Genomic DNA, 15,630 nt, shown 5'->3' on the forward strand with positions numbered 1-15,630 from the left:
TTTATAGATAACATAAACAAAATGTATACCCCCTACTTTATTTGCAGCTAGGTATTGTTAATAAGCAAACTCCAACTGGCGCTCGCATCTTGAAATAGTTTGGGTATAGTTATGACAAATTATAAAAACACTCTACGAGGTTAAATAAACATGACAGCTGTACTACTCATTGTTGCCTTTGGCTACATAGGCGTGCTGTTTTGGCTGGCAAATTGGGGTGATAAGACCACCCCACTTGCCAAGCGCATTAGTCATCATCCATTTGTATATTCATTTGCATTGGGGATTTATTGTACTTCGTGGACTTACTATGGCTCGGTAGGCACCGCTGCTACTAGTAGTTGGAGCTTTTTGCCTATTTTATTAGGACCCGCCTTACTGTTTTTTTTCGGCCAAGGCTTTTTACGTAAACTGGTATTAGTGAGTAAAAAACAAAATATCACCACTATTGCCGACTTTATTTCAGCGCGTTACGGCAAACGCCAAACCACCGCTATTATGGTGACCATTATTGCCTTATTAGCCACTATTCCTTACATTGCATTACAATTAAAAGCGCTTAGTTCTAGCTTTTTACTTTTGCAAAATAGTAATCAAATATCTGGGGATATTTTGGCGTTATCAGCCACTTTAATGATGGCACTATTTGCTATATTTTTTGGTACGCGCAAAGTTGATGTAACCGAGTACCGCTCAGGCTTAATGCTTGCTGTGGCGTTTGAGTCGCTAATAAAGCTGTTTGCTCTGGCTGCTGTAGCAGGGCTTGCAATATATAGCTTATTTAATTTACCCGCAGAAAGTTCTGGCCAAGTCGCCGAGTCAATTTGGCTGCATTGGGCGCAGTTTGACTTTTTTAGCTTTAACTTTGTAGGTCAGTCGCTGATGGCGGCGGCCGCTATTATTTGTTTGCCACGGCAATTTTATGTCACCGTGGTTGATAACCAAGATAAGCGCCATTTATTTACTGCTCGCTGGGCTTTTCCATTGTACTTGTTATTGACCGCTGCAATGATTTTACCTATAGCCACCGCTGCTATTCATCCAGAAATTGGTCGTAGTTTATCACCTGACAGCTTTGTACTGGCACTGCCTATGCTGCACGATAACGCTTTTTTAACCACCTTTGTGTTTATAGGTGGGCTTTCTGCTGCCACAGCCATGATTGTTGTTGCAACGCTTACGCTAAGCACCATGATCTCCAACGACGTGGTGCTACCCTTAATGTTGCGTCGTAAATTTAAACGTAATTTAATCACCAGCAGCTATAAATCCCGTATTTTATTGGTGCGCCGCTTTACCATTGCTGGGGTGCTTATTTTAGCCTACTTCTATCAGCAATGGTTTGGTAGTGGCAGTGCGCTGGCCAGTATGGGGTTAGTGGCTTTCTCATTGGTGTCGCAATTATTGCCTGCTATTGTGGGTGGGTTATATTGGCGAAAAGGTCATGCTTACGGCGTTTATGCCGGGCTACTCGCAGGAGTCATTTGTTGGGTGCTATTTTTGATGCTACCTATTTTAGAAGCCCCTAACCCACTAGACAGTGAGCTACAGCAAACGCTTATAACTAGAGGCACCTTAATTGCGTTGTTTGCTAATATTGGCTGTTATATTAGCTTTTCCTTGGGAGCTGAAGAGCGCTTAATTGATAAAATTCAAGCGGCAGCATTTGTTAATCCCAAAGATCAGGCCATTTTATCTCGTCGCTTAAATAAAAACGTAAAAGCCACGGTATACGACTTTAAAATTTTGCTACAAACCTTTTTAGGCATTCAACGTAGCCAACAAATTTTATCGCATTACGCACTCCATCACGATTTAAACGACAACAATGCACACCCTCGCGCTGATTTTATTGCCTACTGCGAACGCGCACTAACTGGTGTATTGGGTGCTTCCTCTGCGCAAGCACTTATTCATACAGTATCATCTGGGAAACGCATGGCGTTTGAAGAAGTGGTAAACTTTTTTGATGAAACCACACAGGCACTGCAGTTTAATCAAAACTTATTATTTACTTCACTAGAAAACTTAAGCCACGGACTCTCTGTTGTAGATAAAGATCTTAACCTCGTTGCTTGGAATAAGCGCTACAGCGAAATGTTTAATTACCCTGAAGGTTTTTTACAAGTTGGCCAGCCCATTGAAGAAATAATCCGTTATAACGCAGAGCGCGGTGAATGCGGCCCCGGTGAAATCGAGCGCCATGTTGATAAGCGTGTTCAGCATTTAAAAAATGGCAGTTCACATCACTTTATTCGCCATCGTCGTAATGGCCAAGTTTACGAAATGATAGGCAACCCACTGCCTGATGGGGGGTTTGTAACAAGCTTTTCTGATATTACCAATCATATTAGTACGCAAAATGCGCTCGAAGAAATCAATATGGACTTAGAAAACCGTATTGAAGCGCGTACCCAAGAGGTGCAAACCATTAATAGTAACCTGCAAGCACAAATCGATAGTCGCGTACAAACAGAGCAAGCACTTACTTTAGCCAAGCGCGAAGCTGAGCAAGCGAATGATAGTAAAACTCGCTTTTTAGCACTGGCTAGCCATGATATTTTACAGCCGCTCAATGCGGCACGATTATATCTCGCCGCCATTGATGAAACTCAGTTAGATAGCACCAATAAAAATAACTTTAATAAGCTAGGTGATAGCCTCGATTCCACCGTGCATTTAATGTCGGCTTTATTAGAAATTGCCAAGCTAGAGCAAGGGGCGATGACCCCAAATCCTCGTCACTTTTGCATTGATGATATTTTAGATCCCCTTAAAAGCGAATATGCGATTTTATCGAGCGATAAAGGACTTTCATTTAAAGTGCGTTCAAATAAACAAATAGTACACAGCGACATTACTTACTTGCGCCGAATACTACAAAACTTGCTGTCTAATGCGATTAAATACACCGAAAATGGCCGTGTATTAATTGCTTGTAGAAACAGAAAACACAGTTTACGGATTGAAGTATGGGATACCGGCCCTGGCATTAGCGATATTGAACAAGCAAAAATATTTAACGACTTTTACCGAATTGAAGCGGGCGATAATAAAGGCGTTGGCTTAGGTTTAGGGGTGGTTAAACGTATGGCTGATTTATTGAGCCTGCCGATTGATGTGGTTTCATTACCTAATAAAGGCAGCCGATTTAGCATTGAAGTGCCTTATGGTGATGCGCAATTAGTACAGCAAAAACAAAGCAGTCAAAATATAGTCGACAACCGCGCCGCGATAAATATTATTGCCGTTGACGACGATCCTGAAAACCTTGCCGCCATGGCCAGCCTACTGAAGCGCTGGCAGGCAAATTACACCCTATTCGATAAAGTAGACGCGGTGTTAACTTATGCAAAAGAACAGAGAGCACCTGATGTTATTTTAATGGACTATCAATTAGGTAATGATTGGGATGGGATTACTTTAATTAAAGCGCTACGCGAGATTTGGCAAAGCGATATTCCGGCTATTTTAATTACCGCTGTGCGTGACACCGAGCTAAAACAAACCACCAAAGCCGAAAATATTCATTACCTGAGTAAGCCAGTAAAACCAGGCAAACTTAAAGCACTGCTGAATCACAGTACTTGACGATTAATAAGAGTTTAAGCCCAGTAAGTACTGGGCTTAAACTTAACTATGACTGCGCTTTCTGAGTTTTTGGAACAACCAACTTAGCCCTACCAGCGACAGCCCTAAACCAATGAAGGACAATGCTTTTAGAAGTCCCGTTAAGTTTGCCATATCAATTAAAAATACCTTAACAATTACAGCGCCAAGAATACCAAGACCAACATTTTGCAGTAACCGTTGCTGTTTTAAATGCCCGGCTATCACGACCAGTGCGCCGAGTAATAACCAAATAACCGAATAGCTATATAGTTCGGCGTCACTGGTTGCTTTATCAAGATAAATGAAGCCACCTTGCCAATATTGGCGGATCAAGGTATTGATAGCTAACAGGGCTAATAAACCAGACACTCCGAGTGTAATTTGACTCAATTTAGCATTTAACGATTTAACTAAACTCGCTAACCATAACGCCAGTAGGCTCGGTACCAACCAAATTAAAAGTATCCAGTTAAATATTGGTGTTTCACCAACATAAAGACGCATTAATAACGGATTATTATCCAGCGTTGTATTGATTAATAACAAGCCAGCTAACGCTGATAAAATCAAACCTGCAGTGCGGTATAACTTACCCAGCTGCCCTGCACTTTGCGCGCGATATAAATAAACGCAGCCTAAAGCAAGCAAGTTACAGCTGAGCAAAACTTGCTCATAAAAACTTAAAGAAAACAACTGAGGGTAGTGCCCTACCAGTTGATAACTGGTTTCGGTTGTCACAAATAACGCTAAACAATGCAGTGCCGCCCCCTCTAACCATATTTTTAGTTTTGAAGTATTAAAACATTTAGCCGCTGCAAAAAATAACCCAATACACAGCGGGTAAACAACTAAGCTCCAATGCAAACCAAAGATAGTTAGATCATCATAACTAGGCGTCCACGGCGATAAGGTAAGGCGTAAAAGTAATGCCGCCACAAGGGCTTTTATTGGCCAGTGTGGCATAGCCACACTGTATTTTTTTATTAATAAGCTCAGCAGTAATACTTGAACAGCCAGTGCAATGGTAAGGCCGCTATCGCTCAGTAGCATAGTAATTGCTAAAGTGATATTGGCGTTTGCTCCCACCCAATAACTAAAACGTTGCCATAAGGTTGTATTATTTTGCGTAAATTTAATTAACACCGCACTCATTAAACATAACAATACCGCCCAAAGTGGATAAGCGGTTGCTAAAGCCGTATTTGGGATCATCGCATACAAAGTGCCAACTAATGCAAACACGCTTAATGAAGCAAGCAAATGAAAAGCTAATCGTTTTGGGTATTTATTACCAAAATAGAGTCCATAGCCACTTAACCCCAGAGCAAGTAATAAGCCTAGCCCGTATTCGTTTTTAAAAATAAATAACGCATCATCAAAGGTATAAGTTTGTTTAGCACTGACCACTAGTAACAGCGCAATCACTAAAGAAACCCCTTGCCATGCATCCCAACGGCTATTTTTTAACACTAAAAATAGTAACAAAGCGATGCTTAACAACGCCACGATTTGCCATTGTAAATTAAACAAACTCAATAGCATGGCAATCATTAAAGGCGCCATAAAGGCCAGTAATAATCCGTGATCTGGAAATAAGTTAACTAATCGTTTGAAGCTGTGCGGGCGCACTTCAAGGGTATTAAAGCCCAAGCCTAAGCGTGCAATAGCGATTAAGCCTAAAATACTTAGTAACGCATAAGCGCCTATTAACCACACTGTGTCGTAGTTAAATAGAGTGAGTCCAACCAAGTACCAGCCTATATGCCCTACCCATAGTAAATACCACAACCACACTCGCTGTACTTTATGTGCCACAACCGCTGCGGCAACACTCACAAGGGCAACATAAATAAGTAAAGAAAATAACTGACCACTGCCCGTATTTACCCAAATAGGAACACTGTATGCGCCTATAATGCCAATTACAGCAAGTAAAGGACCTAACTTAATCGCCATTGCACTGGCGCAAAGAGCAATCACTGCTAAGCCAATAAATGCCCACTCAGCACTTAGCATGGTAAAGCTGTTATAGGCCAAAAACATTAAGGCAAAGCAAGTCATAAAGCCGCCACTGGCAAGGGCTGCAGGAATGTAATTATTAAAGCCTTCAAAAACAATACGTTTATAATGTAAATAATACGCTGCTGCGATTAAGCCAATGCCAAATAATCCACCGGCACTGAGCCTCATTGCAGGTGAAAGTAGCCCCGCCTCTAAACTGTATTTGGCTAAAAACACGCCACCTAAAGCCAAAGCAATAGCACCAATCCAGGTCATCCAGTTTTGTTCAAAGCCTGCACGTAATTGTTTAAAAAGCAGTTCAATACTCGATGGCTTTTTAATTACTGCTTTACGTGGTGGCGTATGTTTAATGCTCGCTGGTTTATAAACAGAGGCAGGAATGTCTGAGCGGTTTTGAGCTTTTGCATTATCTGGTTGTGTGTTTACAGAGGGAAGTTCGCTAGGGACTTTATTTGGGTTTAACTCATACTGTGATAGTTTGAATTTTAATACTGCAATCTCTTGTTTTAAGCCGTTTAATTGCACTAAGGCAACTAAACCACATACGCCCCCTGCAACAATCGCAATAGATATAATGATTGCTAATCCGATTAACTCATCCATACAGTCCCTTTTTTATTTTACAAAACAAGTACCCAAAAATATCACAAACAAAGCTTATACTATAAAATTACGATGTTTAAGCAACCTCAAGGCGATCACGGCCTGCTTTTTTAGCGCGGTATAATGCTTGATCAGCACGTTTCATTACATTATCAAAGGTCTGATCGCTTGTACGATGTGCAATACCGATACTGACCGTTAAAGAACGCTGATTGTGTACTGTAATAGTACGAGCCGTCTCTAGAATAGTCTGCGAAAAGTTAAGTACTTCATCAAGCTCATAACTAGGCAGGTAAGCGGCAAACTCCTCACCACCTATACGAGCAAAAATATTTTCATCTTTAAAAAGACGATTCACTTTATCAGCAAACTGTTTAAGCACCTTATCGCCCACATCGTGGCCATAATCGTCATTAATACGTTTAAAGTGGTCGAGATCTATAATTAAAACAGTGTAAGGATTATTAACAACCCCCTTCACATGCTGATAAAAGCAGCGACGGTTATACACTTTAGTTAAATCATCCATAATAAACTCTTGCGCTAACCGGTTGTGCATTCGCTGCATAAAGTGCATGGTTTTAAATAAACCATAAGCGGTAATTAGCATACCTAATGTGCGACATAAGTCTTCTACGTAATTGCTTATCCAAAAAGGCTGACGTATCACTTCATCGAGCACATCGGCAGTAGAGCCTACAATCCATAGCATTAAACCGATACTGACATATAAATACGCTTTTTTAGCTAACCGTGAACATTGCACTACAAAAAAAATAGCAAAAATCACCACTAAATTAATAAAGTCAGTGGTAAAGCCATAGAGGTTTTGGGTTATGTCTAATGGGTGAAAGTACATCAACGAAAAAATTGAGAAAGCGATAATAAACGCCAGCGTCATCAAAATTAACAGCTTATTTAATCTGGTAATTTTAACAAAATGGCTTAACTTTAGACTCACTTTTTCCGGGTTCATCATAGGCGATATTTACATTATTTTTATAATTACTATTAAAAACTATACCACAAATTATAAAACGGATTGATTTATATTAGTGTGCTGACAACCCAGCCAATAGCAACTAAAATAGTTAACCCAATCATGGTTTTAGTTTTATGTTTACTGATAAGTCGCTCAGCTTGATTGCCTGCATAATATACCACTAACGCTAATCCAAAATAGCGTATAGAGCGCGCAATCGCAGATGCCACTAAAAACAGTGCCAGCGAATACTTAGTTGCACCAGCGGCCAACATCGCAATTTGAAACGGAATAGGCACAATACCTAAGCTTAATACAAACCAAAAACCTTGTGCCTGCATTTTTTGCTTAACGTTTTCAAACTGCTCAGGGCTTGAGAATGTGTTGATAACCCAATCGCCAATCACATCAAATAAATAATAACCCAACGCATAACCAAACAACGCCCCAATAACACAGCCGATTGTGGCCATAAGGGCAATTTGCCACAGTTTTTCACGCCTTGCCTGCATTAATGGCACCAGTACTGCTTCAAGTGGAATGGGCACTATGGTGGATTCTAAAAATGAGGCAAACGTAATACCGCTGAGCATATTTTTAGACTCAATAAACTGACGCGTTTTTTGCTTTAGCTTTTTTTGTATAGCCATTAAACATCCTTTTAACTACTGAGATTAATATTTTTAGCGGGTACTGGCATCATCGCACAGTTAGGTTAATCTAACCTGAAAATATAACGCCTTATTATTTATAGATTTAACATTGGCAAAATAGTAATACTTCCCAGAGTACTTTATTATTGCTCAATGCCATTATACTTTTCTGACAATTATTAATTATGCGAACTGCGCGTTTTATTCCTTTTAGAAAGCAAGATATCATAGGCATGTGCAGCCAAGAGCTTGCCGATAGTGCACAACAAACCTCTTTCAAACAGTTTTGCGACGTGCTCGCCAGCCTGATTCATTATAATTACCACTCAACCCTTGAGTCACTAAAAAACAATTACGCACCGTTTGATCCTAATAGCGACACTCGCTCGTTAGCTCCTGTCTCGAAGGAGCAAAAAGCCCAGTGCCAACGCGATTTTGCTAAAGATTTTGCTAACGTATTAAATGCGGCTAATTTTGAAGTGATCACCAATGAAGACCTCCAAGATGCACTCAACGAAGAATCGCTTTTTAAGGTACGCCTAGAGGTAGAGTTTGACGACTTTGAAGAAGTGGTCTTTTATCGCAGAGGCGAATCGCAACTCACCGAAACCATAACCAGCTTTTGGGGGTTACGTAAAAAGCCACTGCATTTTACCAACTACGACCGCGTAGCGGTATTTATTCGCTTTAAAGATAAAGCCTATTTTGAATCAAAAAATAAACTACCTATGGGGTTTGAGCCCAGCTCAACCATAGTAAAACTATTTCAAAATGTGCCAAAAGCTGACTTAGAAATGCTATTTCCTAATAGCGAAGTACGAATGCGCCCTATTGATAAAGTGATTATTGGCTCGTCAGCACTTATTGGCGGTGCGGTGGTGTTAGTTACCAAACTGGGCGCCTCATTACTTTTATTGTTTGCTTTGTTTGCATTTTGGGGAGGGTTTAGTGATAAAGTCGTTACCATGACTCAGCAGCACTTTATTACGTTAGCCATTGGTATTGGTGTATTTGGCAGTTTTGTATTTAAAGAGTGGAGTAAATTTAAAAACCGTAAAATTAAATTTATGAAAGCGCTGAGCGATAATCTTTACTTTAAAAACCTAGATAACAACGAGGGTGTTTTTCATACACTAATAGACGCCGCCGAAGAAGAAGACATTAAAGAAGCCCTACTCGCTTATTCATTTTTACTAAAATCTAAAAATGGCTTAAGCGCTCACGCACTTGATGAGCAGATAGAGACGTGGTTTAAAAGCAAGTACCAATGCGAGCTAGATTTTGAAATTAGCGACGCGCTTGAAAAGCTTGAACGTATGCATTTAGTAACTTGCACAAACACCCTATATAACGCGGTAAATCTAGAGCGCGCAAAAGCCATATTAGATGAGCGCTGGGATAGCCTATTTCAATATAACTAAGCAACTCCTTACTTAACAAAAAAGCAGCTGACACTTCAGCTGCTTTTTACGTTATTACCTAATTAGTAATTAGTTTGCAGCTTTTTAAATTTTGCATGCACTAATTTATAAAGTGCTGGTAAAATTAACAATGTGAGCAAAGTGGATGACATAATTCCACCTACCACCACGGTTGCCAAAGGCCGTTGTATTTCAGCGCCAGTACCGGTATTTAGCGCCATAGGTATAAAGCCTAAACTTGCCACAAGCGCGGTCATTAGCACTGGGCGTAATCGCTGCAATGCCCCGCTGTGTATTGCATAATATAAGCTTAACCCCTCATTTCGTAATTGCTTAATGAACGACAACATCACTACACCGTTTAATACCGCAACTCCACTTAGCGCAATAAACCCCACACCCGCTGAAATAGAAAGCGGCATATCTCGTAGCAATAATGCCAATACCCCACCGGTCAGTGCCAGTGGTACACCACTGAATATAATGAGTGAATCACGCAGCGATCCAAAAGCACTATAAAGTAAGCCAAAAATAAGCAATAAAGTCACAGGCACTACCAACGACAAACGCTTACTCGCCGATTGTAATTGCTCAAACGTACCGCCGTATTCAAGCCAATAACCGCTGGGTAGGTTAAGTTGTGCGTTCATAGTCGCTTGGGCATCTCTTACAAAGCTGGCTAAATCGCGTCCTGTTACATTCGCTGTTACTACCACATTGCGCTTGCCGCTTTCGCGATTTATTTGATTAGGGCCTTTTTCAATACTAATTGTAGCCACTTCTCCAAGCGGTACAAATGCAAGCTCAGGGTTACTACTTTTAGGTAACGCAATAGGTAAACGCGCAAGCACAGAGACATCATCAGACCAACGCTTATCTAAGCGTACTAATAACGAAAAGCGCTTATCACCCTCATAAATTAGCCCTGTTTGCACCCCACCAACAGCAGCGGCAAGGGTTTGTTGAATGTTGTTTACGGTTAATCCTAATAGCGCCATATGGTCTCGCATTGGGGTAACAGAGAGTGTAGGCAAGCCCTCCATTTGCTCTAAACGTACATCAGTAGCACCGGTAATATTTCGCATTAAACCAGTGGCTTTTTCGCCAAACTGTTTAAGTATGGCTAAATCATCACCGTAAATACGCAGCGCTACATCGGCACGCACACCGGCAATTAACTCGTTAAAGCGCATTTCTATAGGCTGGGTAAATTCATAGTTATTACCCGGTACCTCATTCACACGATGACGAATTTGCTGCACTAACGCGTCTTTACTTAGTGACGGATCTGGCCATTGCTCACGCGGCTTTAACATTAAAAAAGTGTCGGCAACATTAGGTGGCATAGGATCGCTGGCTACATCCGCGGTGCCAATCTTTGAAAATACGTTTGCAATTTCAGGTTGCTCTAATAAAGCCTGCTCCAACTGCTTTTGCATTTGCACCGATTGTTCGATACCGGTGCCAGTAATACGCAACGCATGCATTGCAATGTCACCTTCATCTAGCTGCGGTAAGAATTCGGCGCCCATATTTTTAACTTTAAAGCCAAGCACTAATACCAAAACAGTGGCAATACTCACCATCAGCCACGGTAATTTAAGCGATAAGCTAAGCAGTGGCTTGTAGATTTTTTTAACGCCACGCATTACTGCGTTTTCGCTTTCATCTACTTTACCACGCACAAATACGGCAATAGCTGCTGGCACAAAGGTGACAGCAAAAATAAGTGCACCTATTAACGCGGCAACCACGGTAAACGCCATAGGCTGAAACATTTTTCCCTCAACACCACTGAGCGCAAATAGCGGTAAATACACCAACATAATAATTAAAATACCAAATACTGCGGGGCTAAACACTTCTTTGGTGGCTGAAGTTACAACCTCTAAACGCTCACTGAGTGTAAGTAAGCGGCCATGTTTATGTTGAGCCATCCCTAATTGACGAAGGCAGTTTTCAACCACAATCACCGCGCCATCAACAATTAATCCAAAGTCGATTGCACCTAAGCTCATTAAGTTACCCGAGACTCGATTACCCACCATGCCAGTAATAGCAAATAGCATACTCAGCGGAATAACCATGGCGGTAATAAGCGCACCAGTGATATTCCCAAGCAATAACAACAGAATGACGATGACCAATACCGCACCTTCAAACAGGTTTTTTTGTACTGTGGCGATGGTTTTATCAACCAGATTGGTGCGGTCATAAACAGGCTCAATAATAACCCCTGCAGGTAAACTTTTTTGTACTTGTATAAGCTTATCAGCCATGGCTTTGGCAACCACACGGCTATTTTCACCAATTAGCATCATCGCCGTGCCTAATACGGTTTCCTCGCCATTATAAGTAGCCGCGCCAGTTCTGAGTTCTTTTCCTAAGTATACATTTGCCACGTCTTTAATTCGTACAGGAGCATCATCACGCTTAGCAATAACGGTGTTTGCTATATCCGCTAATGTTTTTAATTGCCCAGGTGAGCGCACTAAATATTGGCCGTCAAAGCGCTCTATATAACCGGCTCCGCGATTGCTGTTATTAAGCTCAAGTGCACTAATAACATCCTTGATTGTTAGCTTATAAGCGATGAGCTTTTCTGGTATGGGCGCAACTTGGTACTGGCGCTCAAAGCCACCTTGGCTATTTATTTCGGTTACGCCTTTTACTTTTAAAAGCTGCGGACGAATAACCCAGTCTTGTAAAGTACGTAAATCTTCGGCGCTGTAAGGCATACCATCACTTTTTAACGCATCGGGTTTTGCATGCACGCTATAGGTAAATATTTCACCTAAACCACTGGCAATAGGTCCAAGATTTGGCTCAACATTATTAGGTAAATCAGCGCGAATACTTTGAATACGCTCACCAATTTGTTGACGCGCCCAATAAATATCGGTGCCTTCATCAAAAATAATGGTTACTTGAGAAAGCCCATAGCGAGAAAGTGAACGGGTATAGTCAAGCTTAGGAATACCTGCCATCGCCGTTTCGACTAAGTAAGTAATACGCTGCTCTACTTCAAGCGGCGTAAAACCAGGCGCTTTAGAATTAATTTGCACTTGTACATTGGTAATATCGGGTACAGCATCTACCGCTAAGTTTTGGATGTTATACACACCAAACCCAGCAAATAAAAATGTCAGTGCCAGTACCATCATGCGGCGTTTAACCGCAAAAGAAACAATCCAGTTAATCATGGTACCTCCTAGTGTGCGTGACTTGCGCCGCTTTTTAAAATATCGGCTTTGATCACATAGCTATTGGTTGTGACGTACTCGCTACCAGGGCTTAAACCCGCGATGACTTCAACCCACTCACTACTTTTTGCGCCTAAAGTAACTGGGCGTACTTCAAACACATTATTTTTACGCACAAATACACTCGCCATGCCGTTAAACTCTTGAATAGCCTCAGGCTTTACACGCACGTTAGCATTAACCTTATCGATACTGACATCAGTATTAACATGCATGCCCGGACGCCAATGACCATCAGGGTTATTAAGCGCTATACGGGCACGTGCAATGTGCCCGCCGGTCATCATAGGCGCTATAAAAAACACCTTACCTTGGGCGGTTAAATGATGATGTAAATCGTACACCGTGGCGCTTTGACCAATGGCTAGATTTTCGATGTTTTCAGGAAAGGCTGAGAGCTCAACCCATACTTTATCAAGGTTCACGACTTGCATTAGCGCACGAGTACTTGCCAGTTCGCCACGCTTTAAATATTGTTCGGTTACCACACCGCTAATAGGGCTTTTAATGCTGTAGTTTTGCAAAGTTTCGCGATTGGTGACGCTGGCCAGTACATCGCCTTTTTGAACGGTTTGACCAATACTGACAAAAATATCGCTGATCAATCCGGTATATGGCGCCATAATTTCTACTGTGCCATGCTGTGTAGGTGTAATAACACCGAACAGCGTGTCGGAAATATCAACCTCGCCGCTTTGTGCTATCTCTGTTTTAATGCCCGCGCCTTTAATTGCTCGCTCGCTAAGCACAGTTTGGCCTTCGTGCTGAGAGTACTCAAAGCTAACGCGCTCACCTTTATAATTGGCAGTAATCAAAAGCTCAAATGAATGTGGCTCATTTATCGATTGCGTGCTAACAAGGTACTCATTCTCACGGGTAAATTGTATTTTTTGCGGCGCTTCTACTAAGCGTTTTAAGTTCATTTCTATACTTAAATCGTTTATATCTACCGGCTGTTTTTGCTCATAACCATATACGCGCAGCTCAACTTTACCTGCCAATTCTTGCAGCTTTAACTCAAGAGTGAGCTTTTCGTTGGTTAATAAAAAGCCGCCGTGTGGACCTTGTTTTTGGGTTTGCTCTGTTTGGTCATGTTCTGCTGAGGCAAATACATGTGTGCTTGTTAAGCTAGCTACAAACGAGAGAAATACTAATAATGCGATAAAAGTGTTGTTCATGATTGAAAAGTCTCAGTTAAAGATTGGCCAGTTAAACGCTCAAGTGCGAGGTGGGTCTGATATAACGCTGCATATGTGTTAATCAACGCGCGTTTAGAGTCAAAAAGGGCTTGTTGAGCATCGAGTAATTGCAACACCGAAATTTGTCCGCGTTGATAGCTTTTTAAGCTTTGCTCAATGAGTGTTTGGGCTTGGGGAATAACTTGCCCAGATAACAACTGTGCCTGTAACGTCTTACCTTGGTAATAGGCGTACAAAGTACGAACTTGCTGACGTAATTGAACCCGTAACTGTCCTTGCTGCTCACGTAACAATGCCAACTGACTATTAGCCGCTTCAATATTACCGCTATTTGAGTTACTCAATTGCAACGGCATTGAAAACGAAAACAGCAACGAACTGGTATTGTTTTGCTGGTTGTAGCTCACGCCTGCACCTACATTAATGTCACTTTCCCCATTGGCTTTTTGCAGCGTTAAGTTAGCCGCTTGCTGTAAGTATTGCTGCTGTAACATAGCAAAGTCAGGGGCTTGGTTAACCGCATTGAGTAACGTTTGCTCAGATTTAAGCGGTATTAGGGTAGTCATATTTCCTGCTAAATCCGTGTAGCCATGTTGCTCACTCCACAGTTCATTGAGCGATAAACGTGCTCGCTCAAATTCGCTATTTAGCTTCGCTTTATCAAGCTCAACTTGGCTTAGTGCATAACGCATACGGGTTACATCCGCTTGCGATACAGCGCCGGCATCAGCTCGTTGCGTTATTGCTTTAAGTGCTTGGCTTACAACCTGATGTCGTTCGCTATTGAGAGAAAGTAAAGTTTGAAATTTAAGCGCCTCGTAATACCGCTCACCGGTGGTTGCCAATAAGGCTAAACGGGTATTTTGATATTGTATTGCTTGGGCTTTAATGTTTGCCGTAGCGTAATTTATACGGCTTTGGCGTTTATCTCCAAGCTCTATAAGCTGGCTAAATGCCAAGGTTATTTCAGCGTCTTGCACACCACGTGCATCGTTTGTCCCCAGCAGATTTTCAGCTTCTATATTTAAGATAGGGTTAGGCGAAAGAGCAGCTTGAGATTTAAGCGCGCTGAGTATTTTTTGATGATAAGGGTAGCGTTTTAATAGCGGATTTTGTTGCTCGGTATTTATCAACGCTTGTTTTAGAGTTAGTGTTTTAACATTTGCAAACGCACTAAAAGCAGGCAGCGTGCACAGCATCACCACCAACATAATTGATTTTTTATTCATATAACTTGTCCGTTTTTAATAAACAGAGTTCACTTGCAAACCATTCACAACCTACGCAAAAGATAGCGACAGTGTAAATTGCTCAGCAATCTAAACATGCCTATAACGGCCCATAAAACACTTATGTGTAGGCAGCTAAAAGCACAGTAATTAATTGAAATTAAATTAAGAACTAGCTAAATGAATTCGGTGGCGGTACGTCTGGTGGATAATGTAAGCCGTGATAGCATATCGCTAAAGTTGGTTTACTTTTCTCGGGAGTTATTGAGTGATTTGAGCTGTGGCTATAGCCACTGTGGCAATGCTGGTGGGCATGTATTTCTGCTGTTGGGGCGCTGTCGTTATCATCAGCAGTTTCGCTACTTTGCGAAAATGAGCTATTTATGTGGTCAACGTCTTCTTGTAAATGGTACGCGGCGCCATCACAGCTTATAAAGCTATGCACAAGCACAAGTAACATTACAATTAAAAAACGATTTGAACGCACAGTTAAACGAATTCCCTATTGAAACACACGATTAGATAAGCTCATTACTCATCTAAATATTATTTTCTTCAATACTGTACCTGAAAACATCAAAAAAAGTAATGCAGCAAAATAAAATTTTATTTCATTCAATCTTATTTTGCTGCAAAAAGCCGCTAA

9 protein-coding genes are annotated in these 15,630 nt (G+C 41.3%); 2 read left to right on the forward strand and 7 right to left on the reverse strand.

Annotated elements, in window-relative coordinates:
- Positions 1 to 150: 150 nt before the first annotated feature.
- The gene (locus ACNSN2_RS11855) at positions 151 to 3,591 is read left to right on the forward strand and encodes a PAS-domain containing protein (RefSeq protein ID WP_418611340.1); all 3,441 of its coding nucleotides are present in this window, start codon (positions 151 to 153) and stop codon (positions 3,589 to 3,591) included.
- Positions 3,592 to 3,633: 42 nt separating this feature from the next.
- Here the strand turns inward: ACNSN2_RS11855 and ACNSN2_RS11860 are convergent, their stop codons facing one another.
- From ACNSN2_RS11860 to ACNSN2_RS11870, 3 genes are all read right to left on the reverse strand, one after another.
- Positions 3,634 to 6,237, reverse strand: coding sequence for a DUF2339 domain-containing protein (locus ACNSN2_RS11860; RefSeq protein ID WP_418607470.1), 2,604 nt, complete (start codon positions 6,235 to 6,237; stop codon positions 3,634 to 3,636).
- Between the two features lie 76 nt (positions 6,238 to 6,313).
- Complete coding sequence (locus ACNSN2_RS11865) at positions 6,314 to 7,213, reverse strand: GGDEF domain-containing protein (protein ID WP_418609068.1); 900 nt, start codon at positions 7,211 to 7,213, stop codon at positions 6,314 to 6,316.
- A 71-nt stretch (positions 7,214 to 7,284) separates the two neighbouring features.
- Entirely contained in the window at positions 7,285 to 7,869 is a 585-nt protein-coding gene (locus ACNSN2_RS11870; RefSeq protein ID WP_016900491.1) for a YqaA family protein, read from the reverse strand.
- A 188-nt stretch (positions 7,870 to 8,057) separates the two neighbouring features.
- Here ACNSN2_RS11870 and ACNSN2_RS11875 point away from each other — a divergent pair, with 188 nt between their 5' ends.
- On the forward strand, positions 8,058 to 9,293 hold the full coding sequence (locus tag ACNSN2_RS11875; RefSeq protein ID WP_418607472.1) for a TMEM143 family protein: 1,236 nt from the start codon (positions 8,058 to 8,060) through the stop codon (positions 9,291 to 9,293).
- A 62-nt stretch (positions 9,294 to 9,355) separates the two neighbouring features.
- Here the strand turns inward: ACNSN2_RS11875 and ACNSN2_RS11880 are convergent, their stop codons facing one another.
- From ACNSN2_RS11880 to ACNSN2_RS11895, 4 genes are all read right to left on the reverse strand, one after another.
- Positions 9,356 to 12,496 (reverse strand): efflux RND transporter permease subunit, encoded by a 3,141-nt coding sequence (locus ACNSN2_RS11880; protein ID WP_418607474.1) that lies wholly within the window; start codon positions 12,494 to 12,496, stop codon positions 9,356 to 9,358.
- Between the two features lie 8 nt (positions 12,497 to 12,504).
- On the reverse strand, positions 12,505 to 13,734 hold the full coding sequence (locus ACNSN2_RS11885; protein WP_418607475.1) for an efflux RND transporter periplasmic adaptor subunit: 1,230 nt from the start codon (positions 13,732 to 13,734) through the stop codon (positions 12,505 to 12,507).
- Positions 13,731 to 14,984 (reverse strand): TolC family protein, encoded by a 1,254-nt coding sequence (locus tag ACNSN2_RS11890; RefSeq protein ID WP_418607477.1) that lies wholly within the window; start codon positions 14,982 to 14,984, stop codon positions 13,731 to 13,733. The genes ACNSN2_RS11885 and ACNSN2_RS11890 overlap by 4 nt, the downstream gene beginning before the upstream one ends.
- A 172-nt stretch (positions 14,985 to 15,156) precedes the next feature.
- Positions 15,157 to 15,471 carry a hypothetical protein gene (locus ACNSN2_RS11895; RefSeq protein WP_418607479.1) on the reverse strand — a complete coding sequence of 105 codons (315 nt, stop codon included), beginning with the start codon at positions 15,469 to 15,471 and terminating at the stop codon, positions 15,157 to 15,159.
- Positions 15,472 to 15,630 lie beyond the last annotated feature (159 nt).

The organism is Pseudoalteromonas sp. US3C1013, assembly GCF_048401115.1.
GTDB classification, from domain to species: domain Bacteria; phylum Pseudomonadota; class Gammaproteobacteria; order Enterobacterales; family Alteromonadaceae; genus Pseudoalteromonas; species Pseudoalteromonas undina.